At 47.4% G+C, this 26,303-nt stretch carries 16 protein-coding genes; 6 read left to right on the forward strand and 10 right to left on the reverse strand.

Annotation, left to right across the window (positions count from 1 at the left end; translation table 11 throughout):
• Window positions 1-105: 105 nt before the first annotated feature.
• Window positions 106-11,400, forward strand: a complete 11,295-nt coding sequence (locus DSM2777_RS24575) for an Ig-like domain-containing protein (protein ID WP_061554810.1) — start codon at window positions 106-108, stop codon at window positions 11,398-11,400.
• Between the two features lie 143 nt (window positions 11,401-11,543).
• On the opposite strand, the gene DSM2777_RS18555 is transcribed toward DSM2777_RS24575, so the two are convergent.
• The 4 genes from DSM2777_RS18555 to DSM2777_RS18570 all read right to left on the reverse strand — a co-directional run bounded on the left by DSM2777_RS18555 (window position 11,544) and on the right by DSM2777_RS18570 (window position 14,854).
• The gene (locus DSM2777_RS18555; RefSeq protein WP_061554811.1) at window positions 11,544-12,002 is read right to left on the reverse strand and encodes a hypothetical protein; all 459 of its coding nucleotides are present in this window, start codon (window positions 12,000-12,002) and stop codon (window positions 11,544-11,546) included.
• Window positions 12,003-12,065: 63 nt separating this feature from the next.
• On the reverse strand, window positions 12,066-12,545 hold the full coding sequence (locus DSM2777_RS18560) for a hypothetical protein (RefSeq protein WP_061554812.1): 480 nt from the start codon (window positions 12,543-12,545) through the stop codon (window positions 12,066-12,068).
• Window positions 12,542-13,282 carry a winged helix-turn-helix domain-containing protein gene (locus tag DSM2777_RS18565; protein ID WP_061554813.1) on the reverse strand — a complete coding sequence of 247 codons (741 nt, stop codon included), beginning with the start codon at window positions 13,280-13,282 and terminating at the stop codon, window positions 12,542-12,544. The genes DSM2777_RS18560 and DSM2777_RS18565 overlap by 4 nt, the downstream gene beginning before the upstream one ends.
• 714 nt (window positions 13,283-13,996) lie before the next feature.
• On the reverse strand, window positions 13,997-14,854 hold the full coding sequence (locus DSM2777_RS18570; RefSeq protein WP_061554814.1) for an SIS domain-containing protein: 858 nt from the start codon (window positions 14,852-14,854) through the stop codon (window positions 13,997-13,999).
• 241 nt (window positions 14,855-15,095) lie between these two features.
• On the opposite strand from DSM2777_RS18570, the gene murQ reads away from it, so the two are divergent.
• Both murQ and murP read left to right on the forward strand, forming a co-directional pair.
• Window positions 15,096-16,010, forward strand: coding sequence for an N-acetylmuramic acid 6-phosphate etherase (murQ, locus tag DSM2777_RS18575; RefSeq protein ID WP_061554815.1), 915 nt, complete (start codon window positions 15,096-15,098; stop codon window positions 16,008-16,010).
• 2 nt (window positions 16,011-16,012) lie between these two features.
• Window positions 16,013-17,476 carry a PTS N-acetylmuramic acid transporter subunit IIBC gene (gene murP / locus DSM2777_RS18580; protein WP_061554816.1) on the forward strand — a complete coding sequence of 488 codons (1,464 nt, stop codon included), beginning with the start codon at window positions 16,013-16,015 and terminating at the stop codon, window positions 17,474-17,476.
• A 46-nt stretch (window positions 17,477-17,522) separates the two neighbouring features.
• Here murP and DSM2777_RS18585 read toward each other — a convergent pair whose 3' ends face one another.
• The 4 genes from DSM2777_RS18585 to DSM2777_RS18600 form a co-directional block, all read right to left on the reverse strand.
• A complete protein-coding gene (locus tag DSM2777_RS18585) occupies window positions 17,523-18,977 on the reverse strand; it encodes a phospholipase D family protein (protein WP_061554817.1) in 1,455 nt (484 codons plus the stop codon).
• Between the two features lie 81 nt (window positions 18,978-19,058).
• Window positions 19,059-19,742, reverse strand: a complete 684-nt coding sequence (gene rpe, locus DSM2777_RS18590; protein WP_061554818.1) for a ribulose-phosphate 3-epimerase — start codon at window positions 19,740-19,742, stop codon at window positions 19,059-19,061.
• A gap of 5 nt (window positions 19,743-19,747) precedes the next feature.
• Window positions 19,748-20,191 carry a ribose 5-phosphate isomerase B gene (gene rpiB / locus DSM2777_RS18595; RefSeq protein ID WP_046457637.1) on the reverse strand — a complete coding sequence of 148 codons (444 nt, stop codon included), beginning with the start codon at window positions 20,189-20,191 and terminating at the stop codon, window positions 19,748-19,750.
• Window positions 20,192-20,229: 38 nt separating this feature from the next.
• Complete coding sequence (locus DSM2777_RS18600) at window positions 20,230-21,837, reverse strand: PTS transporter subunit EIIC (RefSeq protein WP_061554819.1); 1,608 nt, start codon at window positions 21,835-21,837, stop codon at window positions 20,230-20,232.
• A 327-nt stretch (window positions 21,838-22,164) separates the two neighbouring features.
• Between DSM2777_RS18600 and DSM2777_RS18605 the strand changes: the two genes are divergently transcribed.
• Both DSM2777_RS18605 and leuE read left to right on the forward strand, forming a co-directional pair.
• On the forward strand, window positions 22,165-23,043 hold the full coding sequence (locus DSM2777_RS18605; RefSeq protein WP_052958311.1) for an SIS domain-containing protein: 879 nt from the start codon (window positions 22,165-22,167) through the stop codon (window positions 23,041-23,043).
• A gap of 173 nt (window positions 23,044-23,216) precedes the next feature.
• Complete coding sequence (leuE, locus tag DSM2777_RS18610) at window positions 23,217-23,852, forward strand: leucine efflux protein LeuE (protein WP_046457639.1); 636 nt, start codon at window positions 23,217-23,219, stop codon at window positions 23,850-23,852.
• Between the two features lie 67 nt (window positions 23,853-23,919).
• Here the strand turns inward: leuE and DSM2777_RS18615 are convergent, their stop codons facing one another.
• Window positions 23,920-24,558 (reverse strand): RpiB/LacA/LacB family sugar-phosphate isomerase, encoded by a 639-nt coding sequence (locus DSM2777_RS18615; RefSeq protein ID WP_061554820.1) that lies wholly within the window; start codon window positions 24,556-24,558, stop codon window positions 23,920-23,922.
• A 548-nt stretch (window positions 24,559-25,106) separates the two neighbouring features.
• On the opposite strand from DSM2777_RS18615, the gene DSM2777_RS18620 reads away from it, so the two are divergent.
• Window positions 25,107-25,460, forward strand: coding sequence for a helix-turn-helix domain-containing protein (locus DSM2777_RS18620; protein WP_061554821.1), 354 nt, complete (start codon window positions 25,107-25,109; stop codon window positions 25,458-25,460).
• 113 nt (window positions 25,461-25,573) lie between these two features.
• Here the strand turns inward: DSM2777_RS18620 and eco are convergent, their stop codons facing one another.
• The gene (eco, locus tag DSM2777_RS18625; RefSeq protein WP_025797571.1) at window positions 25,574-26,086 is read right to left on the reverse strand and encodes a serine protease inhibitor ecotin; all 513 of its coding nucleotides are present in this window, start codon (window positions 26,084-26,086) and stop codon (window positions 25,574-25,576) included.
• Window positions 26,087-26,303: the final 217 nt, after the last annotated feature.

A 26,303-nucleotide genomic window follows, 5' to 3' on the forward strand; every position in this document is an offset into this window, starting at 1 on the left:
CCTCTTTATTCATGCAGGAACCCTTATTTTAAAGTCAGGGTTCTTTGCATTTTTATAAAAATCACATTGGTATTCACTATGAGAAAAATAATTTCACCTAGGGGGATGAAAATCACCTCCTGGGGAATGATACTTATTCAGCTCCTTACACCACTGCTAATTTCTGCCAGCTCAGTTGTTCGCGCCGCAGAATATAGCAATATGGAGGAGACGATTCTTGGGCTGCAATCTGTCGTAGATAACTCCATCGTGGATAACAATGCAAATAAAACCAGCCCTCCTTCCGAGCCCCAGCGCTCACCTGAAAAACAGAGCACACCGGCATCAACGCCGACACCAGGATTTCAATCACTTTTTCCATCACCTACAGCGCCTGTAGATTCTTCTCAATCAGAAGCAACGCCAACCGATTCAACGCCCGCGTTGCCGTCTTTAGGAAGTAATAATACGGCTTCCTCTGAGTCTGAATCAGCACCTGCCGCCGAATCTATTATCACTGGCAATGCGATGCAGGCGGGCCAAATTCTCTCTAGTGAGAACATTACTAATTCATCAATTAATTATGCTAAAAGCGTTGGTGAAGGTTTAATTAATCAGCAAATTAATGACTGGTTAAATCAAAAAGGTACCGCACGCGTCAGCGTAACCTCTGACAGCAAAATTTCAGGCGATATGCTACTTCCTGTCATTGGAAATAACGATAGCCTCTTATTTACCCAGCTTGGCATGCACGGTAATGAAGACCGAAACACAGCCAACTTAGGCCTCGGTTATCGCCAATATATTGGCGATTGGATGTATGGCATTAATACATTCTACGATTATGATTACACTGGTAAAAATGCGCGGCTAGGGGCTGGTGGTGAAGCTTGGACTGATTATCTGAAGCTCGCCGTTAATGGTTATTATGGCCTGACCGGCTGGCACCAGTCTCATCTCTCCGACATGAAAGATTACGATGAACGCCCAGCAAATGGCTTTGACCTCCGCGCCGAAGCCTATTTGCCGTCATACCCACAGTTGGGTGCCAACATCAAATATGAACAATATTTCGGTAAAGATATTGATTTAGGCACCGGTACAGATCCCGATGATTTAAAAGATAATCCAAAAGCGCTGACGGTGGGTCTGAATTATACCCCTGTTCCCCTGATCACATTGAAAGGTGAGCACTCCGTTGGTGATAAAAATGAAAGCCTCATCGGCCTCGATGTTACCTATCGTTTTGGTGTGCCATGGGAACAACAAATTAGCACCGACTCTGTAGATTCACTGCGCAGCCTGATGGGCAGCATGTATGAATTTGTCGACCGTAACTATGAAATTGTTATGCAGTATCGCAAGCAGGATTTGCTGCATATTTCACTGCCAGATAATGTAAACGCCAAAGCGGCTGAAACTATCGTCCTGCCACTGACCGTCACAAAAGCCAAGTACGGTCTAAAGGATGTTGATTGGAGCGCATCCCCTGAATTCACAGCCAACGGCGGGACATTCCGCAAGCTGTCACTAACGCAGCTTGAAGTTAAACTACCTGCATACGTATATAACCAGCGCGCTAATGCCGCGCAAAAATATATTATTAAAGCCGTCGGTGTGGACAACAATGGCAATAATTCCAACACGGCAGCAACCACCATCAACGTCGCCCCTTCTAAAAACGTTATTAGTGAATTAATTATCACCCCTACAGGCTCATTACCTGCCAATAATGCAGATTATTTCACCGTAACAGCCATCGTGGTTAACGAACAGGGTCAACCGATGGTTGCGGAAGCAATCAAATTCAATATTGACGATCTCAAAGGCAACGACGGCCAATCCGCTGCAACGTTATTTAAAGACGGGGATTCTAATAGCCAAGTCCTGACGGCCAACACGGATAGCCAAGGAAAAGCAACGATATACGTGCGCAGCAAACTGGCGAAAGAAGGCACCATTACCGCCACGATGACTAACGGCAACAATATGTCTGGCCGCGTTAGCTTTGTCGCCGATACCGCTTCTGCACAAATCAGTACGCTGGAGATCATCAACAACAAAGCGCTTGCCGATGGGCAAAGCACCAATAAACTTAAAGTGACTGTCAAAGACGGTAATGGCAACACGCTCCCGAACTCTACCGTTGAGTTAAGCGCCTCTCATGGAGCAACTCTGGTCGGCGGTTCCACCGTGGTCACTGACGCCGAAGGGCAAGCCACCTTCCTCGTGACGAATCTCACCGTAGGTGATAGCACGATCACGGCACGTATCAACGGCAGTTCCAAAACGCAGGTTGTGACCTTCGTTGCGGATAAATCAACCTCAACCATTACCCAAGGCGATCTGACAGCAACTCAAGATGCCGTTGCCAACGGCGTAGCCACAAACCTGATCACCGCGAAAATAACTGATGCGAATGCCAATACGGTCGCAGGTGTTAACGTCAGCTTCACCGTGAGCGATGGAGCCCGAATCACGACGGTCAGAGGCGTTACCGGCGACGATGGTATCGCCACCGCAACGGTGACCAGCCTTAAGGTTGGAACCTATACCGTTACCGCGCGAATTCAGGAATCTGGTCATACCGCCCAAACCACAACCCGCTTCATCCCAGATAACTCAACGGCGATCATCGTTGATAGCAATATGACTATCAATCCAAATGGGGCACTGGCAAACGGTGTTGATATTGATGCCGTAGAGGTTATCGTCACTGATGCCAACGCTAACCTGCTTCCAAATACGACGGTGAGTTTTGCCGTTGCATCAGGAGCCGCGATCACCACCTTAGTGGGTACAACCGGCTCGGATGGTAAGGCAAAAGCGAAAGTAACCAGTAATATTGCGGGAAAATTCAAAGTAACAGCCACGGTTAGCGGTCGTTCAACGGCCAAAGATGCGGTGTTTGTAGCAGACGGCAGTACCGCAACAATAACCAATGGAAGTCTACGAGTTACCGCTGATAATGCACTGGCTAACGGCACGGCAATGAACTCCGTTCAAGCTAAAGTGACCGACTCACATGGCAACCGGGTGCCTAATGTAACGGTGAACTTCACGGCCAATCACAGCGCGCTGGTCACCGTGGCATCGGCAGTAACGGATGCGGATGGTCTAGCGACCACAACGCTCACGAATACCGTTGCAGGAAATGCGATCGTTACGGCTACGATTAACGGCCATAGCCAAAATGTGAATACTAACTTCACACCAGATAGTTCAACGGCAACCATCACCCAAAGCGATCTGCGAGTTACCCACAATGACGCCAAGGCTGACGGTCATGACACCAACACCGTACAGGCGAAGGTTACCGATACCAATGGCAACGTAGTGCCTAATGCCATCATTCGTTTTAGCGCCACCAACGGTGCCACGGTGGCTGCTGCCTCGGTCACCACGGATGAACAAGGGCTTGCCAGCACCACATTAACCAATATCCACTCAGGCACCAGCGCGGTCACGGCCACGATTAATGGCCATAGCCCAAGAGTGAACACTAACTTTGTCGCCGATGCCTCAACGGCGACCATCACTGAAGCCAATCTGACTGTCACCATAGATAACGCCAAGGCTGATGGACACGCGACAGATACGGTACTGGCGAAGGTCACCGACGCTAACGGTAACATCGTACCCAATACGGACGTCATCTTTACGGCTAACCACGGCGCGATGATCACCACTACGTCAGCGACCACCAACGCCGATGGATTGGCGACGACCACGCTGAGCAATACCTTAACCGGCGTGGCGAAAGTCACCGCCACCATCAACGATCACAGCCAATCGATTGATACGCACTTTGTGGCCGACAGCGGAACGGCAACCATTGCCAGCGGTGCATTAACGGTTACCGCTGACAACGCCAAAGCCAACGGCAGCGCAACCAACGCGGTACAAGCGAAGGTGACAGATGCCAGCGGTAACGTGGTGCCAAATGTGATTGTTAGCTTTAGCGCCACTCACGGTGCAACGGTTAACACCACATCAGCGCTCACTAACGATCAGGGGATTGCCAGCACCACGCTGCTCAGCCAAACGGCGGGCGTCAGCAAAGTCACCGCCACCATCAACAATACCCACCAAAGCGTAGACACAACGTTTATCGCAGACACCAGCACCGCGACTATCACTAGCAGCGCACTGACCGTCACGACGGATAATGCCAAAGCTGACGGTGATGAAACCAATGCGGTGCAGGCCAAAGTGACTGATGCCAGCGGCAACGTTGTTCCGAATGTCGCAGTCAGTTTCACCGCCAATAATGGCGCTACCGTTATCTCATCGACCGTCACCACTAACGCCCAAGGACTCGCCAACGCCTCGTTGACGAGCCTAACGGCTGGCGTCTCGAAAGTAACGGCCACCATTAACAATCACAGCCAAAGCGTGAACACCACCTTTACGGCCGACAGCGGTACGGCAACGCTGATCAGCGGTGCGCTAACGGTGGTCGTCAATAATGCCAAAGCCAACGGTACTGCAACCAATAAGGTGCAAGCTAAGGTTACCGATGCGAACGGAAACATTGTGCCCAATGTCGCAGTCAGCTTCATGGCCAACAACGGCGCGATCATCATCGCTTCAGCCACCACCAACAGCCAAGGATTCGCTACCACCACGTTAACCAACATCAGAACCGGTATCAGCAAAGTCACTGCCACCATCAATGGTCAAAACCAAAGCGTGGATACCACCTTTGTGCCAGACAGCGGCACGGCAACCCTCATCAGCGGCGCACTCACGGTCACTGTCGATAATGCTAAAGCCAACGGCACCGCGACCAATGCCGTACAAGCTAAGGTGACCGATGCTAACGGCAATATCGTGCCAAATGTTGTCGTTAGCTTCACGGCAAATAACGGAGCCACAATCGTCACTGCATCGGCTACCACCAATGCGCAAGGGCTCGCCAGCACCACATTGACCAGCTTGACTGCGGGGATCAGCAAAGTTACAGCCACAGTCAATGGGCACAGCCAAAGTGTGAACACAACCTTTGCGGCAGATACCAGCACGGCAACCATTATCAACGGCGCCCTCACGGTCACCGCGGATAATGCCAAAGCCAATGGCTCTGCGACCAACAAGGTTCAAGCAAAAATCACCGATGCCAATGGCAACGTTGTGCCAAATATCGCTGTCGCCTTCACGGCCAATAACAGTGCAACCATCACCACCGCGTCAGCCACCACGAACGCCCAAGGGATCGCCACCACTTCCGTAACCAGCCTAAAAGCAGGTATATCGAAAGTGACGGCCACGATTAACGGACACGCTCAAAACGTAAACGTAACCTTCGTCTCTGACGACGGCACCGCGACCATCGCCAGCGGCGCACTGACCGTAACCGTTGATAATGCCAAAGCCAACGGCACCGCAACCAATGCGGTGGAGGCTAAGGTCACCGATGCCAACGGCAACGTACTCTCCAATGTCGTGGTCAGATTCGCAGCCACTAACGGGGCAAGCATCGCGATAGCATCAGCGACCACCAATTCCCAAGGGATTGCCAGCACTACCCTCACCAGCATCAAGTCAGGGATCAGTAAAGTAACGGCCACCATCAATGGTCACAGCCAAAGCGTAGACACCACGTTTGTGCCAGATAGCAGTACGGCAACGATTATCACTGGGGCACTCACGGTGACCACCGATAATGCGAAAGCCAACGGTGCCGCAACCAACGCGGTGCAGGCTAAGGTCACCGATGCCAACGGCAACGTGCTACCGAATATTGCCGTCAGCTTTACGGCTAATAACGGAGCCGCAATTGTAACCGCCTCAAGCACCACCAATGCTCAAGGTCTTGCTAGCACCACGTTAACCAACACCAAGGCAGGTATCAGTAAAGTCACCGCCACGGTCAACGGCCATAGCCAAAGCGTCAACACCACGTTTGTCGCAGACAGCGCAACGGCTACCATCACCAGAGCGAATCTGATTGTTACCTCTGATTATGCTAAGAGCGATGGACATGCCACGAATGCGGTACAGGCTAAGGTTACCGATGCCAATGGCAACGTCGTTCCTAATGCCGCCGTTAGCTTCACCGCCGATAATGGTGCCACGGTCATCACGGCGTCTGCCTCTTCCGATGCCCAAGGCCTTGCCACAACTACGTTGACCAACCTAACCGCAGGCGTTAGCAAAGTAACGGCAACCATCAACGGCCAGAGCCAAACGGTGAATACCACCTTTGCTGCCGACGATGGAACGGCCACCATCATCGATGGAGCGCTGACGATCACGGCCGATAACGCCAAAGCTAACGGTGCCGCAACCAATGCGGTACAAGCCAAAGTGACCGATGCCTACGGAAATATCGTTCCTAATGTGACGGTCAACTTTAGCGCCATCAATGGCGCAACGGTAACCACCGCGTCATCAATAACCAATGCGCAAGGGATAGCCAGCACCACGTTGACCAGCCGAACCGCAGGTCTTAGTAAAGTTACCGCCGCTATCAACGGCAACCGTCAAAACGTCAACGTTACGTTTGTGGCTGACAGCAGTACCGCAACGATCACTAGCGGTTCACTGGCGGTAACGGTAAATAATGCCAAAGCGAACGGTTTCGCGAGTAATGGGGTGCAGGCCAAAGTTACCGACTCTAACGGCAACATGGTGCCAAATGTGGAGGTCAGCTTCGCGGCCACTAACGGCGCAATGCTCACCTCAATATCAGTGACCACCGACAGCCAAGGGATAGCTAACACCAGTTTAACCAACACCAAAGCGGGGATCAGCAAGGTAACGGCCACCATTAATGGTCATAGTCAAAGCGTTGATACCAACTTTGTGGCCGACAGCGGTACGGCAACGGTTATCGATGGCGCACTCACGGTTACAGCGGATAACGCTAAAGCCAACGGCACCGCAACCAATGCGGTACAGGCTAAAGTGACTGACGCTAACGGCAACCTGATCCCTGATGTCGCAGTGAGTTTTAGCGCCACCAACGGTGCCACTATCACCAGAGCGTCCGTCACCACCAACGCGCAAGGGATAGCCAGCACTACCTTGACTAACATCAAGAGCGGCGTAAGCAAAGTCACCGCAACCATTAACGAGCACCGCCAAGCGGTGGATACCACGTTTGTCGCCGACAGCACCACCGCAACCATCACCAGCGGTGCATTGACGGTCACGGCGAACAATGCCAAAGCCAACGGCACAGCAACCAATGCGGTGCAGGCCAAAGTCACTGATGTTAACGGGAACCTCGTGCCAAATGTGGCCATCAGCTTCACGGCGACCAACGGCGCCACGGTAACCACGGCATCAGCCACCACTAATGCGCAAGGAATAGCTACCACTACCCTCTCCAACCTGACAGCCGGTATCAGTAAAGTCACGGCGACCATTAATGATCATAGCCAAACCGTGGACACCACCTTTGTGGCCGACAGCGGCACGGCAACGATCATCGCAGGCGCGCTAACGGTCACGGCGGATAATGCCAAGGCAGACGGTGTTGCAACCAATGCGGTACAGGCGAAAATTACCGATGCCAGTGGCAACCTTGTGCCGAATATGACGGTCAGCTTCAGCGCCACCAACGGTGCCAGAGTTACGACCGCATCGGCCACCACTAACGACCAAGGTATAGCCACCACAACCCTAACCGACATCACAGCGGGGATCAGTAAAGTCACCGCAACGGTCAGTGGACATAGCCAAACCGTTAATACGACGTTTGTCGCCGACGGCGGTACGGCAACAATCATCGCCGGTGCACTCATGGTGGTAGCCAATAATGCTATCGCCAACGGCGTGGCGATGAATACCGTGCAAGCCAAGGTCACCGATGCCAACGGTAACCTCGTGCCAAATGTGGTCGTCAGCTTCACGGCAAATAACGATGCCACGATTATCGCTGCATCAGGAACAACCAACGCTCAGGGAGTTGCTAGCACTAATTTAGCTAACAATAAGGCAGGAATAACCAAGGTCACGGCAACCATCAACGGCCACAGCCAAACCGTGGATACCACCTTTGTGGCCGACGCCAGCACCGCAACCCTTCTCAGCGGTTCGTTAACGATCACGGCAGATAATGCCAAAGCCAACGGTGCAGCAACCAATGTGGTGCAGGCGAAGGTCACCGATGCCAATGGCAACGTCGTTCCGAATGTGACCGTAACATTCCAGCGAACTGGCATAACGGATAAGTGGATTGCAACTAATTCGCAAGGAATAGCCAGCGCTGCTTATACCAGTACTACGGCAGGCACCGTACCAGTAACTGCCGTGCTTAATACCGCTCGCCAAACCGTAAATACCACCTTTATCGCCGACAGCAGTACGGCGAGCGTTCTAGCTGTAATTGTCGATAATGATGCTAGAGCCAACGGCACCGCAGCGAATCGCGTGCAGGCCAAGGTTACCGACGCTCATCGTAACGTGGTACCGAATATGGTGGTCAACTTCACGGCAACCAATGGTGCCAGGGTTATCACCGCATCGGCGACTACCGACGCAACCGGGCTGGCATACACAACGCTCACCAATACAACTGCCGGTATCAGTACCGTTACCGCCACCATCAGCGGTAGCAGCTCTGCCGTTGCTACCAGCTTCGTTGGCGACAGCGGTACGGCCACCATTACCAGCGGCGCACTCACCGTCACCGCGGATAATGCCAAAGCCAACTCTTTAGCGAAAAATACCGTTCAGGCTAAGGTTACCGATGCTAACGGCAACCTTGTATCTGGCGTGGCCGTTTCGTTCGCGGCCACTAATGGTGCTCGTGTAGCATTCTCAGTAGTGACAACCAACGCACAAGGAATAGCCAGCAATGACCTCACAAGCGCCACAGCAGGTGTGGCAAAAGTGACGGCAACCGTCAACAACCACAGCCAAACCGTAGACACCACCTTCGTTGCCGATAGCAGCACCGCAACCCTTCTCAACGGTGCACTAACGATCACTGCTGATAATGCCAAAGCCAACGGCGCCGCAACCAATGCGGTACAGGCGAAGGTCACTGATGCCAACGGCAACCTGGTGCCCAATGTCGCGGTTAGCTTCACAGCCAATAACGGCGCAACCATCATTACCTCAGCCACCACCAACGCTCAAGGTGTGGCCACCACAACGTTAACGAGCAAAGTTGCAGGCATTAGCAAGGTGACGGCAACCATTAATGGCCACAGCCAAACCGTGGACACCACCTTTGTCGCCGACGCCAGCACGGCAAATATTCTTAGCGGAGCACTAACAGTTACGGCAGATAATGCCAAAGCCAACGGTATTGCCACTAACGCCGTTCAAGCCAAGGTGACCGATGCCAACGGCAATCTGGTTCCTAATGCCATCGTGAGCTTTGTCGGCACCAACGGTGCCGCCATCGTGAACACCTCGGCGGTGACGAATACGCAAGGGATAGCCAGCACCACCTTGACTAATATCAAGACCGGTGTGAGCAAAGTCACCGCAACCATTAATGCGCATAGCCAAAGCGTTGATACCAACTTTGTCGCCGACAGCGGCACCGCTACCCTCATCAGCGGCGCGTTAACGGTCACCGTGAATAACGCCAAGGCCAACGGTACGGACAAAAATACGGTTCAGGCTAAGGTCACCGATGCGAATGGAAACCTTGTTCCTAATGCCGCCGTCAGCTTCACCGCCGACAACGGCGCAACGATCGTTGCCACTCCGGTTTCGACCAATGCGCAAGGATTAGCCATTACCACATTAACCAACATCAAAACGGGAGTCACCAAAGTCACTGCGACCATAAATGGTCACAGCCAAACTGTTGATACCACCTTTATAGCCGACAGCAGCACCTCTACCTTGGTCAGCGGCAATCTAACGGTCACCGTAAATAATGCCAAAGCTAACGGTGTTGCCACCGATACGGTGCAGGCGAAGGTGACAGATGCTAACGGTAACTTAGTGCCTAATGTGACGGTGAGTTTTACGGCAGCGAACGGCGCTCGGATCACCACGGCATCAGCCACGACCAATACACAGGGGCTTGCTACCACGACGCTCACCAATATCACGGCGGGAATATCGAAAGTAACGGCAACCGTCAATGGTCATAGCCAAAGCGTGGATACCACCTTTGTGGCCGACAGCGGTACCGCGACCGTCGCCAGCGGCGCACTCACGGTGACAGCCAATAACGCTAAAGCCAATGCTCTCGCCACCAATGCGGTACAAGCTAAGATAACCGATGCTAACGGCAACGTAGTGCCTAATGTCACCGTGAGCTTTACGGCAGACAACGGTGCAACAGTTACCACGGCGTCAGCCACCACCAATGCTCAGGGGATCGCCACGACGACCCTCACCAGCATCACGGCGGGTATCAGTAAGGTCACTGCGGCGATTAACGGTCATAGCCAAACGGTCAACACCACCTTCATTGCTGATGCAACCACAGCCAATGTCTCTACCGTTACGCTCAATGATGCCGTTATCGAAAAAATAGCCAACACTACGGATAACTTCACCTTTACCGCATTGGTCAAAGATGTGCATGGCAATGTGGTACCGAATACCGTCGTGACGTGGTCGCAGGATAAAGGCGCCGCCGTTACATTGCCGGCAACCAGCACCACGGATGCCACCGGCAAAGCCACTATTATTCTAACCAGCACCAAAACTGAAACCTTACAGATTCAAGTAATGGCCGCGGTTGGAAGTGGAACGAAGGTGAATGCGGATAAAAAAGTGAGCTTCAGAAAACAACTCGTCAACGTGCACGGAGTGACTAAAAATGCGATAAACAACGCCATGATCCCGAATGCCAAAATTGAGATATCGTTAACACCGAATAACTCAAATCCGGAATTTACGGTGACCAGTGGCTCCGACGGCAAATACGCCATCAGCATTCCACAAGGGAGTTACTATCTAAAAGTTACCGCAACCGGCTTTAGCCCTTATGAAACAACCCTTGATATACAAGCGGTAACCGATCAACAAAAAGACTTTGTTCTGTCGCCTTATTTAGATGGCAAAGCTGCGCGTATCGTGCTGACTTGGGACAGCTCACCAAGCGATATGGACGGTCATTTATGGGTTCCTAAAGTAGACAATCCAAGCTCCCTCTATGAAGTGTACTATCTAGCTAAAACACCATCAGGTGCAGATGCTAATCTTGATGTCGACGCACAAGCAGGCTACGGGCCAGAAACCATCACCGTAACGACGATGCATTCTGGCGTTTATTGCTACGCCGTTAACCGCTACTCACCCGATCCTAAAGCCTATACTGGAGCAAAAGTTAAGCTTTATTTGTCTGATGGTTCAACGAAAGAGTTTAAGATTGAAGATGCCTCAGGGAGTACTGATAACATGCAATATTGGACCGTCTTTAAAATCGATACCACAGCAGGCCAGACCGATGTTAAGACCATTAATACCTTAACTACGGGTAACTCCGGATGTAAGTAATATTAGTAATTGAGCAGCTAATAGCTAAAAGGAGCTAACCGTGGTTAGCTCCTTTTTTATTACGCTCAAAACCAAATGGGATAATACAAACAAAGACTAAATAATGTAAACACCCTACAACAAACGTATATTCGATTAACCAACTATATTCCAGAAAGATTTTTACGTTTATCATTAACCAAGATAAAGCTTGAATATTGGATCTTAGAACAAAGCGTCTCCAACTTCATTTTTAGCTCCATGGTGTAGATTTTTTTGGCATCTTTATCCATAATGTTTTGATTAGAGTTAAGAAATTTAAATCCTTCTGTGATTTTATTATAGTCATCTGCGTATTTAGGATATTGAACGGCATTCTCTTCATGCAGAAAATTGTAGTTATCCATACATTTATTATTCGTCGATTTGAATGCGTTTCCACCTACCATCCCGCCTTTCGGCGGCGTATTCTCTTCTGTTGGCGATTGCTGACTGTTTGCATAAAAGTAATCATACTCAAGATCTTCACCTTGAAAACTATGGTTAGCCGTATCCGATGAGGAACACCCTGCAAGAAGAAACGTTGTTCCAATTAACATTATGCTTATATGCTTTTTATTCATACTATATCCTTTAGTGGTCAATAAATTTAGCAATGATAGAACGAGACTAAATGACGATAAAAATCATGAAGTGCAGACAAACACAAAGTTATTCGCTCTACCAAATAAATAAGTGTTTTTTATCTTGTTGATGCTGACGTTAATTTCTTTCAGATCTTTATTTCTGAAAAACAAAAAATCAAGTATAGGCTCCGGCGAGAACGATTTTTCAGTGGAATCGTGAAAGTAAGTCACTAGCTGCGCATCATAGATAACAATGTGCTTTGCTTCAGCCACTCGGTACTTAAAATCAACACTACGGATAACGTTCTGAGTCAAACCATTGTTGGTTAAAAACCCGGTGATCTCGGCATGGCCTTGCATTTTATCATTTAAACTAAATGAAATATTCCCATCCAATAAGTCTTTACTTTTACTGTCGTTATAAGAAAGCTCGCCATCACAACTGAAGGTATATGCAGGCTCATAAATAAAGAAAACGTAGATAACTTCAGAAGACAATACGATCGAAAAAAGGAGCAAAGCAAAAATTTTCCTGTTCATTGTATATAGTATCCTTTACAAAAAAAGTATTCATTTTTCCCTTTATCTACAATGCATTCAGTAAGAAACGTCCTTCCACTTCCTCTGCTTTCTGGCTTTACAATAAATACCTTTTCAGGCGTACACTTCACCCCATTCTGAGTAATTAATTTAACTGACGGTTCTAATAGAGAACGTGGCTGGCCACGCGTATACTCTGGTAAAATGCTAACATCACAAGTCGCAAACTTTCCGATATCCGTGATAACCGTATCGAGCTTATACTCCTTATTTTTACAGAGAATGGTATTAGTAAAAAACATAACTGAAAAAGCTAACGCGGCCATCAAGGCGATATAGCCATAATATTTACAGCCATGGACGCGTGTTAAATTTTGTGTCGTCACCACATTTTCTAAATTATACTCCTCATCTATTTTAATCGATGAATTTAAACAAAACCCTACCTTTGGGATCGTTCTAATCACCTCATCTTCAATGCCAAGCAAGGAAAACGTTCGCCTTAGAATGGATATGTATTGGTTAAGTGTATTATTAGATGAACGTAAACCTTGCTTGTCCCATATATCTTCTAAGATGTACTCTCTAGAAAGAATTTCACCTTTGTTATTTAGCAATAGGCTAAGAAGGTTGCAATTAGTGATCGTTAAACTAATCACTTGCTCTGGATTATCAACGCGCCAAATAGCACCATCGGCAGGTTTAAATATCACCATTTCGTTAATTTTATAAATCATAATCCTTGCATTATAGTGATTCAATTTATGGCACTCACATTAGAAAAATTAACTATAAATACAGAGAAATTTACTACGTGATAGTAAACAAAAAATCATTTATCGCAGGCACAAAGAACATACGCCGCTCTATTTATATCGACGCCCTATCACCTCTTCTTCTTTTTTTCACCCATGAAGTGACAGGAATTATCTCAAATTAAATTGAGTGGGTAAAACAAGCCACACTGGGAGTTTATACAAATTATAAGTTTTTTATTAAACCGTTAACCCCTAAGGCACAGATATAAACACTAATTATAAACCAACAAAACATCACGAATCAGGTTAAAACACCAAACAATAATGTATTTATAATATTTTATTTCATAACACCTCAAAGCTAAATTTCAAATAGTGCCTTTTATTTTAGGATAATTACCGCACTAATCGCTGTGGCACTTTCACCAATAAAAATGAATCCACTAAAAAATGCTTAATGCATAACCCTACAGAATCTGCCTATCACAGTGAGTTATAGGCATCCGTAATTATATTTATAGTATTTCGCATTGAGTTTTATCAGAAGAGGCTTGTTATTATTCTAATAATACATTTTTTATATTAACGCACAAAAAAAAGAAGCGCCGTAAATAAATAGCGCCCCAATTTGCTTCTCATTGAAGCGAAAGGATAGATAATCCACACCGCCAATATCGGCTTGGTACGGCATGCCTACTTCAGTTGCTCAATCATCTCTTGGCTGCGATGAATAAAGCTGCGGCTTCTTTCGCTATCTTCCTGCAACAGGCAAACGAACAACAAATCGGTAATAGTATTTTGTGCCGTGCGCGCAGAAATAGAAGAGCTACGCCAGCGCGCCTCATCAGCAATGGTATCGAGAACAAAATCAGCCAGCTTTCTGAGCGGGCTATCCTGAAGCGACGTTATCGCTATGATTTTCGTCCCCTTCTCCTGTGCCGCCTGTGCTGCAATAAATATCTCTTTCAGCGCGCCCGAGTAAGAGATAACAATTTGCACATCCCCTTCTCCTAGCGATTGAGCAACCGTCATCTGCACGTGGCTGTCCATTTCATTCATCACGGGATAGCCTATTTTCATCAGCTTATAAGCCAAGTCTTTCGCCACCAGCGATGAACCGCCCATGCCCATGATCTGCACTCGGCGCGCCGCCTTGATTTCAGCCACCACACTCTCCAACTGCGCCAAGTTTACGCTGTCGGTTGTCATCCTCAGAGCCTGCTGCTTGGCTCGAAATAGTTTTTCTGCAATCACCGACGGCGTGTCATGAACATTAATATCGTTATGCAAATGCTGCTCAGATTCAGCGTTCTGCTTACTTTGCTGCCCCCACTCCTCAATCAACGCCATTTTGAGGTTAGTAAATCCTTTGAAGCCCAATCGCTGAGCAAATTTCACAATGCTCGACTGGCTGATATTCAAAATGCTGGCGAGCTCTTGCGAAGAGCACTGCTTCAACTTATCGGGATTAGCCAAAATATAATCGGCAATAATACGTTCACCGGGCGTAAAGGCGTCTTTGTTGAGAGTGATTCGTTGTAGGCAGCGCATTTGGACTCGGTCAGCAGGAGGTAAGTAGCCGCTATCTTACCTTGCATGGCGCAAAAAATGGAGGCTGGATTCTTGGGTGAGCATTCACTTCATCCCAAACGCCGCCCAAATGGCAAGCATTTCGGCGCGGGGAAATAGTCGATATCAATCACAAAAAATGCGCATAAAATTATTAATTCTTTAAATCACATGATTTTTGGAATAATTTATTCCTTAACTTTGTGCTTCTGAGAATACTGAAATGAATATTGACCTCTCCCGCCTGCAAACTGAAGGCCGTAACATCGCCAGCGAAAACATCGACACCCTGTCTACTTTAGATATGTTGACGATTATCAACCAAGAAGATCAAAAGGTGGCTCTGGCCGTTGAGCGTATCCTGCCGCAAATCGCGCAGGCCGTAGATGCTATCGCTCTGGCCTTTAGCCAAGGTGGCCGTCTTATTTATTGCGGCGCAGGCACCTCGGGGCGACTGGGTATTCTAGACGCAAGTGAATGCCCGCCAACCTACGGCACCCCACATGAACAGGTGGTCGGGTTAATCGCCGGAGGCCACACCGCAATCCTCCGCGCGGTGGAAAATGCCGAAGATAACGTCGAACTTGGCGAGCAAGATCTGAAAGACCATCATCTCTGCGAGCGCGACGTACTCGTGGGTATTGCCGCCAGCGGAAGAACGCCTTATGTCATCGGCGCGATGAAATATGCCCGCTCGGTCGGCGCAACCACCGTGTCATTAACCTGCAACGCCAGCAGCGCGATGAGCCAATTAGCCGATATCGCGCTAGAAGCCGTGGTAGGGCCAGAAGTGGTAACGGGCTCATCAAGAATGAAAGCGGGTACAGCGCAAAAAATGGTTCTGAATATGCTCACCACGGGCGCGATGATCCGCAGCGGAAAAGTATATGGCAACCTCATGGTGGATGTTGAGGCGACCAACGCCAAGCTGGTTCAACGCCAAATTGACATCGTTATGCAGGCCACAGAATGCAGCCGCGATGAAGCCGTTAAAGCGCTCAGCGAATGTAAAAGACACTGTAAAACCGCCATTTTGATGATTCTCGCCCAGCTCTCTGCGGCTGAAGCCAGCACGGTTCTGGCACAAAATAATGGTTTTATCCGCCAAGCCTTAGCCTCACGTTCTCAGGGAGTTTAGCGATGGCTAAAATAACGGATACCACCATCACGCAAATTTTGGCGAACGTTGGTGGTAATAACAACATCACCCTATGCGGACATTGCATGACGCGGCTGCGCCTTACCTTGGCCGACCGCGCTCGCGTTAATCACGCCGAGCTGAAAAAGATCGCTGGGGTCATGGGCGTTATAGAAGGCAACGACCAGCTGCAAATTGTACTTGGGCCCGGCAAGGCGCAAACCGCCAGTGAAATGATGAACGTGATCCTTAGCCAATCACAGTCACAGTCACAGTCACAAGCCGATAGCAGCACGCCAGAAACTGATTTAAATGCCCTCGCGGCGGAAAATAAAAAGCAGCTCAAGAGTAAGCAAAATAACGCTTTTCACAGCTTCCTGACAAAATTCGCGACGATCTTCACCCCGCTTATTCCCGGCTTTATCGCCGCGGGTCTACTGCTCGGTATCGCGACGCTGCTCCAGCAAACCTTAATACTCGAAGGTGAAATTGCGCCGATTTGGCTTACGAGCCTGATTGGCTATATGAAAACCTTCAGCGTGGGCTTATTTACCTTCCTGAGTATCCTGATTGGCTTCAATACACAAAAAGCCTTCGGCGGAACCGGCGTTAATGGTGCCATCATCGCGTCATTATTTATTCTGCGTTACAGCGCAGAAGGAACCGTGGGCTATTATGCGGGGATCGATAACTTCTTCGGTCTAGTAATAGATCCGAGAGGGAATATCATCGGCGTACTGTTAGCCTGTATGTTCGGCGCATGGATTGAGCGCAAAGTACGCAAGGTTATCCCTGATAACTTGGATATGATCCTCACCTCCTCCATTACGCTACTCATCACTGGTGCCATAACCTATGTGGTTATCATGCCCATCGGCGTCGAACTCTTTAAGGGAATGTCTTGGCTGTTTCTGCATTTAAACGGTAACCCATTCGGCACCGCGTTGTTAGCGGGGCTATTCCTGATTGCGGTGGTCTTTGGTATTCATCAGGGATTTGTGCCGGTGTATTTCGCTTTGATGGATGCTCAAGGGTTTAACTCCTTGTTCCCTATCCTCGCAATGGCGGGTGGCGGACAGGTTGGTGCCGCGTTAGCGTTATATTTAAAAGCCAAGCCGGGCTCGACCTTACGTATGCAAATTAAGGGCGCCATATTCCCCGGTTTATTGGGTATTGGCGAGCCGCTAATTTATGGTGTCACGCTGCCCCGCTTAAAACCGTTTATTACCGCCTGTTTGGGTGGTGCCGTAGGCGGATTCTTTATCGGGTTGGTGGCTTATATGGGATTACCGATTGGTTTGAATACCGTATTTGGCCCGTCTGGCTTGGTTTCCATACCGCTCATTACTTCATCACAGGGTATCTATGCGGGCATGCTGGTTTATGTTGCAGGCGTTGCCATCTCGTATGCGGCAGGCTTCATTCTGACGTTGCTGTTTGGCTGTAAAAACGTTGACCTAACATAATGAGATTAAGCGCCATGCGTTCAGTAACACATGGCGCTAACCGCAATTATAGCAGCCACTCAATCGGCAAATAATAAGCGATTCTGGCTAAAATACGTTTGTATAGCGGGCTATCAGGCTCTTTATGATGAATTTGTTTCTCATCATTTTCATATTCAATCCAATTAATTTTACGACGCGGGGCAAGCACTAGCTGAAATGCTTTGTCGTGCAGGCTAGCAATAAATCGCTGATGAGTAGATGACGCCAGCGATTCACTTTCAATCACGAATCCCATCTCGGTATTTAATCGAGCCGAACGCGGATCAAAATTAAACGAACCAATAAAGACCAACTTGCCGTCAACGGCAAAAGTTTTAGCATGCAGGCTGGAACCAGAATGTCCGGTTAAGCCCCGGTCGCGTAAGCGCTCTTTACGTGATGGCCGCTCGGTTTCATTGGCTTTCATTTCAAACAATTCAATACCGCAACGCAGCAGGGTTTTTCGCCATTTGGCGTAACCCGCATGCACAATGGCCACATCGTTTGCCGCCAGAGAATTGGTGAGCACCGTCATTTTCACCCCTTGCCGCGCTAAATAAACCAGCTGTGACACGCCGGTGCGGGTAGGAACGAAATAGGCGGAGATAATATCCATGCTCACTTTTGGCTCACCAATCATCTTAAACAGACGTGATGCCATCAGCGCTTTGGTGGCTAACTCGCCGCGCCCTTTAAGCGGATCATCGCTAAATAATTGCACCTTTGCCCACGTCAGCGGCAGCTCGTTGTTCTCCATTTTGCGGGCTAAAAATTTATCACGCAGACGCTTTATATAGACTTTGGCACGCGCTCTGCCGCCCACTTCTTCAATCGTTAGGCCATGCAGAAAGCGCTTTTCCGACGCGTTGCCCAGAACGTCTTCCGCCGGTGATACACAGGCTGAAGTCCAATAGCGCTCGAAATCCTGACAGACCTCAGCAACAACATTGCCCACGGCCAACACGTCTAAATCAGAAAAAAGCGGCTGTTCACCGATACCAAAATACTCATCCCCCACATTGCGCCCACCGACGATGGTCGCCTGACTATCAAACGTCATGCTTTTATTGTGCATGCGCCGATTGAGTCTTTTAAAATCGGTTAAATAGCATAAACAGCGCATGCGCCGTAGCTGGAAGGGATTGAAGAGTTTTACGCTGATATTGGGGTGCGCATTGAGTCGGCGCAGTGATTCATCCAAACCGCCGGTGTTGTTGTCATCCAGCAGTAAACGAACTTTTACCCCGCGCTCGGCGGCACGAAATAATGCGCTAAACAGCAGTCGCCCCGAGAGATCGTTGTGCCAGATGTAATACTGCACATCCAGCGTTTTCTCAGCCATGTTGGTGAGCAAATATCTTGCAGCGAAAGCGTCATTACCCTCTTCTAAAGGATAGACCCCGCTTAACTCAGGATGGCATTCGCATAGCGGTTGGATAAGTCGAGCTAAACGTGTATCTCGATATGGTGTACTGTTCATTGTTACCCCTAACCCGCTTTAATCGCCGCCATGCATCAAACATTAGATACTGGCGACAATTAAAGATAGGGGCAACTATAATTATGCTTCGGTGACGATTTCCAAGCCCTGCGTTACACATTGCTCCAGCGTTTTCATTGCGCTGCTATAGTCGCGGTCAGGTTTAAACAAGCCCGCTGTACCTAAGATGAAATAATCCACGTCACGGGCCAGAGTACTAACGACCTGCGGAGAAATTGCCCCATCGACGGCAATCTGAGCACTGCTGCCGTGTTGATGTAACATTTTTCTTAAGCGGCTAATTTTATCAATAGCGCTATGAATAAATGGCTGACCGGCAAATCCAGGATTAACCGACATTACTAACACTACATCCACGACATCTAGCACTTCTTCCAAAGCACTCAACGAAGTACCCGGGTTAATCGCCACTCCGGCCTTAACCCCCCGTTGGCGAATATGGGTTAATGTACGATGTAAATGAATGGGCGCCTCAGCGTGAACATAAATAATGCTGCAACCGAGATCTGAAAATTTATCAATATAGCCGTCAGGATTAGACACCATTAAGTGCACGTCATAAGGGATCGTCGCTAACTTAGCGACTGCTTTGACATCCTCAATTCCCAACGCAAAATTAGGTACAAAGTGCCCATCCATAATATCAATATGAAACATCGCTGCGCCTGCACTTTCTAAACGCTGAATTTCATGACTCAGCTGAGAAAAATCCACACACATTAAAGAAGGACAGAAATTCGCCATGTTAATTATTCCTCTTCAAGCTGAGTAATCATATTCACACGAGTTTGATGACGCTCGCCTTCAAACTCAGCGTTCAGCCATTCATCTACAATCATTTTGGCCAGTTCCGCACCAATCACTCGCGAGCCAAAAGCCAAAATATTCGTATTGTTATGCTGACGTGAAAGCTTAGCCGAATAGGGCTCACTACAGACCACCGCTCTGATCCCATGAACTTTATTTGCCGCAATCGAAATACCGATGCCTGAACCACAAATCAGAATTCCTAGATCGGCTTCGCCTGAAGCTACCGCTCTTGCGACAGCTTCGGCATAAATTGGATAATCTGTTCGGCTCTCAGAATGAGTGCCCTTATCAATAATATCGACTCCACGATTTTTCAAATGTGAAATAATTAATGGCTTTAAAATAAACCCAACATGATCACAACCAATGGCGATTTTCATTATTTCCCTTTATTTTTTAAAAACGATAATTAAGTAATATTTTAAATTGCAGCTTGGAGGCATTCATCTAAGTTTGATTTAATCAATGTGACATGTGGACCATATATAACTTGAACGCCTTTTCCTTTTCGAATAACACCACGCGCACCTGATTGCTTAAGCAGAGCATCAGAAACCAAAGAGTCATCGTTTACTGTAATTCGCAAGCGAGTAGCACAACAGTCAACATCTGCGATATTACCCACCCCACCTAGGCCTTGAATGATTAACTCAGAAACACCATGGGTATTTTCCAACCGCTGAATAGCGGCTTGTTCTTTAGCAGCTTCCACATCTTTTCGTGTGTAAAGCTTAGTTTCCTCTCCACTCTCTTCTCGCCCTGGCGTTTTAAAGTTAAAGCGAGTAATAAGAAAGCGGAAACTAAAGTAATATGCCGGAAATAAAGGAATACCGATCAGAATGGCATTCATCCAACTTGTTTTGGCATTACCTTGCATAACACCAAATAAGAAGAAATCAATGAGGCTGCCCGAAAACGTCTGCCCAACCCCCACATTAAACATATGGCACAACATAAATGACAAACCGGCTAGCAAACAGTGCAGCACATACAGCAGCGGCGCAGCAAACAAGAACGAGAATTCAATTGGCTCAGTGATCCCCGTTAGCACGGCAGTCAATGTTGCTGAAAGCAATAGCCCCAATACTAGTTTACGGTTCTCGGGTTTTGCAGTGTGGTAAATCGCTAAAGCGGCTCCCGGAATGCCAAACAGGTAGAACGGGAATTTACCTGCCATAAAACGAGTGGCTTCAACAGAGAAATGCTGGGTATTTGGGCTTGCCAACTCGGCAAAGAAAATATTCTGCGCCCCCGTGACGGTAACACCATCAATCACGGCAGTGCCTCCCAAACCGGTTTGCCAGAACGGCATATAAAAGACGTGATGTAATCCAAAGGGAATTAATGCGCGCTCAATAAAGCCATATATGAACGTTCCTGCATATCCAGCGCGATTGACGAGTCCCCCTAAATCCATGATGCCATGTTGAATAGTCGGCCAGATGTAAAACATCACCATGCCCACGATCACATAGGTTAAAGCGGTAATGATGGGAATAAAGCGCGTACCGCCGAAGAATGAAAATACGGGTGGCAGCTCGATTTTATAAAAACGATTATGTAAAGCTGCAACGCCAAGCCCAACCAAGACACCGCCAAATACCCCCATTTGCAACGAGTTAATCCCAACGCTCATCCCGAGCGCCCCATCAACCATCGCTCCGGGCTTAAGCAAACCGTTTAGCTCCAGCATGGCGTTAATCGTGGCATGCATGGTAAGAAAGCCAATAACCCCCGATATTGCGGCGACATCTTTCTCTTTTTTTGCCATTCCCATCGCCACACCGGCAGCAAATAAGATTGGCAAATTAGAAAATACAATACTCCCTGCACTTTTCATTACTGTAAGTAATGCGTGAAGTACCGTACCTTCGCCGAGCAGTGATTGAAGCCCGTAGGACTCAATCGTAGTCGCATTAGTAAAGGAGGCACCAATACCTAACAGCAGCCCTGCAACGGGCAATAACGCAATAGGCAGCATGAAAGAACGCCCTACACGCTGGATGACACCGAAAAATGATGATTTCATGTTATTCCCTTGAGTTAGATCGTCATTACGCCAAAATCAACCCTGCATTTTCCTTTTTTAGTATGAAAGCATGAGCCCGAGGGCATTTCCCTGGTGAGGATTAATTAAGCATACTTCACGAAAAATATTATTATTGTAAAGTAATGACAGAATCAAGTACTAAAAATGATTAACTTCACAAACTGGGGAAGTTTTGTGATTTAGTGCGGATGATTTATTCGCGTGGTTTTTCCTATCAGTTTCATCCGCCGACGATAAATCAAAGTACAGATGTCCAAATGGCTGTGATAAGATTTTGTAAGCGCTTAATCTAGTAGGGGATAAACGATGGATGTTATGCAAGATAGCGAGAATACGCTCGCCATTGGGGCAAAGATAAAAATGTCGCTTTCCCTGCTGAACCCCACCGAGCGGGGTATTGCTGAATGGCTGATAACAAAAGGCAACATCACAAAAAACACAAGTTTGCGTGAAGTATCGCTTGCATTAGAAGTCTCTGAACCGCTCGTTGTTAAGGTGGCTAAAAAGATAGGCTACTCAGGATTTCGAGAGTTAAGACGTGCCCTAGTCGCCTACTTTGCTTCTTTGCCTTACGAAAAAGAAGAAGAGATCACGGAGCAAGATAATCTAAATACCGTGTTAGATAAGGTGTTCAGCAATAGCATTCAAGCGTTAAAAGAAGCGCAGGCCGTCGCCGATACCCAAGTGATCAACGCCGCCGCAGCGCTGATTTATAAAGCCAAACACGTTGTGCTTCTTGGCGTAGGTGGTTCTTCATCAGTCTGTGAGGATTTTGAACACAAGCTGTTACGCATTGGGGTGCATAGCCATACCTACAGCGATTTTCACTTGATGCTGATGGTGGCATGCCAATTAACCGAAGAAGATGTTGTGATTGTGATTTCTCAATCAGGCGATACGCGTGAGCTATTAAACGCCGTAGAGATCGCGAAGCAACGTCGAGCGAACATTGTTTGCATCACCAATGATAATGTTTCACCGCTTTCACAACTATCTGATTTATCAATCTTTAGCCCTGCCATGAGCGGACCAATACTCGGACAAAATGCAGTAGCGCGTATTATTCAGCTGAACCTACTTGATACGCTGTTTATCGCCATCTTGTTGCAGGATTACCACCGTAATAAAGAAACACTTGAGCGCAGCATTGAGATTGTCGAGCCCCTGCATGGAAAACTGCGCTGATGCTGCAACATTAATTACAGACTGCGCATTTTATCTTCCAGTGACTAAATGTTATACAGATCACACTATGCTGCCAAAATCCTTTTAAAAGAGTACAATACGCCATCGATTTTTGGGCTGATGAGCCCTGTATTCGCAACTTATTAATAGCGTGAATTAAAGGTGAGGTTGTTGTGTTTGAGAGCTATGGTGTACTCAATATCTGGACTTACGTTCTCGGTGCGATTTTCATCATTATGGTTCCGGGGCCGAATACGTTATTTGTACTCAAAACCGGCATTACACGCGGCGTGAAAGAGGGTTATAAAGCGGCGCTAGCCGTTTTTATCGGTGACGCAGTTTTGATTTTTTGCGCTTACATCGGTATCGCGTCGCTGATCCGCTCTTCCCCATTTTTATTCTCGCTGGTGAAAATGCTCGGCGCGCTCTATCTGCTCTATCTCGGGCTGAAAATCCTGTACAGCACGCTGTCCAAAAAAGGGCAAAGCCAGAGCTCAGCGCATGAAGAGCCTGAACATGTTTTTCGTAAGGCGTTAACGCTTAGCTTAACTAACCCTAAAGCAATTCTGTTTTACGTATCGTTCTTTGTTCAGTTCATTGATATGGGCTATGCACATACCGGCATTTCCTTTGCCATTCTAGCGGTCATTTTAGAAATGATTAGCTTCTGCTATATGACGCTGCTGATCTTTTCCGGCGCTGCCCTGGCTCATTTCCTGAGCGAAAAGAAACGCCTCGCCAAACTTGGCAATTCAATGGTGGGTCTTTTGTTCCTCGGATTTGCCACTAAGCTTGCTACTTCGGCTTAATACCAAAAGACATGAAGCAAAAAGGCTCCTTTTAGGAGCCTTTGTTACGAATGAGCCAAGCGATTCTTTAAGCTAGAATCTTCCGTACAAAATCCTCAATTTCTTTGTTCTGGCAATTTTCAAAGAAGCATTGCTGGAAACGTTCACCGCTTACCGCGGTTTTGACTAACTCAGCATCAATCGCTCGCAGCGTATCTAAGTAGTTATCTTTCACCACGGCCACTTTTACCTGATTCAAAATTCCAGCGTTACGTACCTGTGGCTCTTTACGATCTAGCGGATAACCTTCGCCCTTCGCGCCCGTAAAGGCTTTTTCGAAAATGTAGCGTACATTGAGCTCAGCTCCCCAGCCAAAGCCTTTGGCAAACAGCAGGGATAGCGCATTACCGTTATTAATTTGAGCAAATAAAAACGCATCCGCAGGATCAATACAGTAACCGCAGACCACGCCCGGATGGATATTCAGTGACATAAGCGCACCCTGCCCCGTACCGCATCCGGTGACAACGAAATCAACCGCTTTGGCATTCAGTAAAATGCTCGCCATGATGCCAAGGTGAATATACGTCAGATGATGATCCTGCTCATCCTTCATACCCACATTGAATACTGGGTAATTTTTTTCATCTGCCACAGTATGCAGTTCTTTGAGAACCACCGCATTCTTGCTTGCCTGACTGTTTTCCATCATCAGTGCAATTTTCATAACGCTCTCCAGTAGGGACTGATTAAGGTGACAACTGGTTATCCAGCCGTTGAATGCTGTCGACCTTACCATCACAGAAACCCATATTCAAATTTAATGAAAAGATGTTTTATAAAAATCACGTTCTGAGTTTTTCTCGTTGATGTGTCGCTCAAAGCATAAAAATACGGCGCACTGATGAGGTAAATTAATAAAGTAAAATATAAAATAATAAACCTGATACTCAGTAATATATCGTTTTGGTAAAAATCACGGTAGAGTCTTACTGTTGGTGTTTAATAATCCATTTTCGGCTTGTTACTAATATCACTAAAAAATCAAGATGCTTTACCTGCCATCTTGAAAATTCCATAATTCATCCTTTCTTGTTTATTATCCACACAAGTTTTTACCTAGTGTATATTTAGTATTTATTTATTGAGATAACTTTACAAAAATACATTTATTCTTAGCCGTGAGCTATTCTCTTTATTTTTATGTCCAGTAGTATCATTACTCGTGAAATTATCTTTTTTGTTTGTGCCACGCCACAGACTAAGGTGACCAGATTGGGTACTAAAGGACAACATCAGCAACTGGTAGAAACACTGTCTGAATGGATAGAACAGAATTTAGATAAACGTATCGTTATTGATGATATCGCCGAGCGAGCGGGATATTCGAAATGGTATCTACAGCGACTATTTAAAGAGGTGACGGGCGATAACTTAGCGTCTTATGTTCGCCATCGCCGATTGATGCGCGCCGCGGCAGAATTAAAACGAACGGATAAGAAAATTATGGATATAACACTGCAATATGGTTTCGAAAGCCAGCAGACCTTTACCCGTGCCTTCAAACGACGCTTTGGGACCTCGCCGGGAGTTTTCAGGCAGGCTCCATCCTCCATGCATGAAAATTAAAATGTCTGATAATGCCTATAAAGCTCAAAAATCAATCTTAACTTTATTTTATCAAAGCGAGGAGAATTGCTCTCCTCGCAGCTATTCATGATGAGATAACGCGCAATGCCTCGTTATTTCTTAACAGAATCTTGAATCTTAGTATCTGCCTGCCATACGCGGTATTTCACATCAACACCCTGCGGTACATACACTACGATTGGCAAACGGCTGTTGTAACGCTGCATAGCGGAATCACCCAAGTTTGCCGTAACAAACTGGCTGTGCTTGGTGTTATCAGGGCAAGCCATCATGGTTGATGCTGGCTCTGAAATTTTTTCCATCACTAAGTAGTCATAACCCCAACCAGACAGCGTTTTGCTTTCCAGCTTGCCACCCATCATATGGCGGTTGCAATCAACATCCATTGTTTTGCCGATCAGCAACTCAACTTTGAAGTCATTCTCATTTTCTTGCTTCGGTAAATAAATGACCTGACGGCTCATGCCCTTTTCCGCTTGCGGATAAGGTGCAACTTTTTCCAGTGGCTGTTTGCTGAGATCGTCATTTGCGCCCGCGGTAGCCGCGATAGCACCGGCAGAAGAAGCCAATAATAAGCTAGCCAATACAGCTGAAACCTTGTTCATAATATGTCCCTACTTACAGATAATGATATTAATGTCGCTACGGTAGCATAGCCTGACCAAAAGCATTATAGGTCAATTCTGATTAATTCACGTTACTGATGTAGCCATATTTTTATATTTCAAAAGAAAACTCTGTATAAATGAATATATGACGTCTGGGCATAAAAAAGGCTGCTTCGTACACGAAGCAGCCTGATTAATTCAGCTAGGATAAATT

The organism is Obesumbacterium proteus, assembly GCF_001586165.1.
Lineage (GTDB): Bacteria > Pseudomonadota > Gammaproteobacteria > Enterobacterales > Enterobacteriaceae > Hafnia > Hafnia protea.

Excerpts from the sequence above, each read along its gene's own strand:
- DSM2777_RS24575 (WP_061554810.1), top strand. The coding sequence starts at position 106 with ATGAAAATCACCTCCTGGGGAATGATACTTATTCAGCTCCTTACACCA.
- DSM2777_RS18555 (WP_061554811.1), bottom strand. The coding sequence starts at position 12,002 with ATGAATAAAAAGCATATAAGCATAATGTTAATTGGAACAACGTTTCTT.
- DSM2777_RS18560 (WP_061554812.1), bottom strand. The coding sequence starts at position 12,545 with ATGAACAGGAAAATTTTTGCTTTGCTCCTTTTTTCGATCGTATTGTCT.
- DSM2777_RS18565 (WP_061554813.1), bottom strand. The coding sequence starts at position 13,282 with ATGATTTATAAAATTAACGAAATGGTGATATTTAAACCTGCCGATGGT.
- DSM2777_RS18570 (WP_061554814.1), bottom strand. The coding sequence starts at position 14,854 with ATGCGCTGCCTACAACGAATCACTCTCAACAAAGACGCCTTTACGCCC.
- murQ (WP_061554815.1), top strand. The coding sequence starts at position 15,096 with ATGAATATTGACCTCTCCCGCCTGCAAACTGAAGGCCGTAACATCGCC.
- murP (WP_061554816.1), top strand. The coding sequence starts at position 16,013 with ATGGCTAAAATAACGGATACCACCATCACGCAAATTTTGGCGAACGTT.
- DSM2777_RS18585 (WP_061554817.1), bottom strand. The coding sequence starts at position 18,977 with ATGAACAGTACACCATATCGAGATACACGTTTAGCTCGACTTATCCAA.
- rpe (WP_061554818.1), bottom strand. The coding sequence starts at position 19,742 with ATGGCGAATTTCTGTCCTTCTTTAATGTGTGTGGATTTTTCTCAGCTG.
- DSM2777_RS18600 (WP_061554819.1), bottom strand. The coding sequence starts at position 21,837 with ATGAAATCATCATTTTTCGGTGTCATCCAGCGTGTAGGGCGTTCTTTC.
- DSM2777_RS18605 (WP_052958311.1), top strand. The coding sequence starts at position 22,165 with ATGGATGTTATGCAAGATAGCGAGAATACGCTCGCCATTGGGGCAAAG.
- DSM2777_RS18615 (WP_061554820.1), bottom strand. The coding sequence starts at position 24,558 with ATGAAAATTGCACTGATGATGGAAAACAGTCAGGCAAGCAAGAATGCG.
- eco (WP_025797571.1), bottom strand. The coding sequence starts at position 26,086 with ATGAACAAGGTTTCAGCTGTATTGGCTAGCTTATTATTGGCTTCTTCT.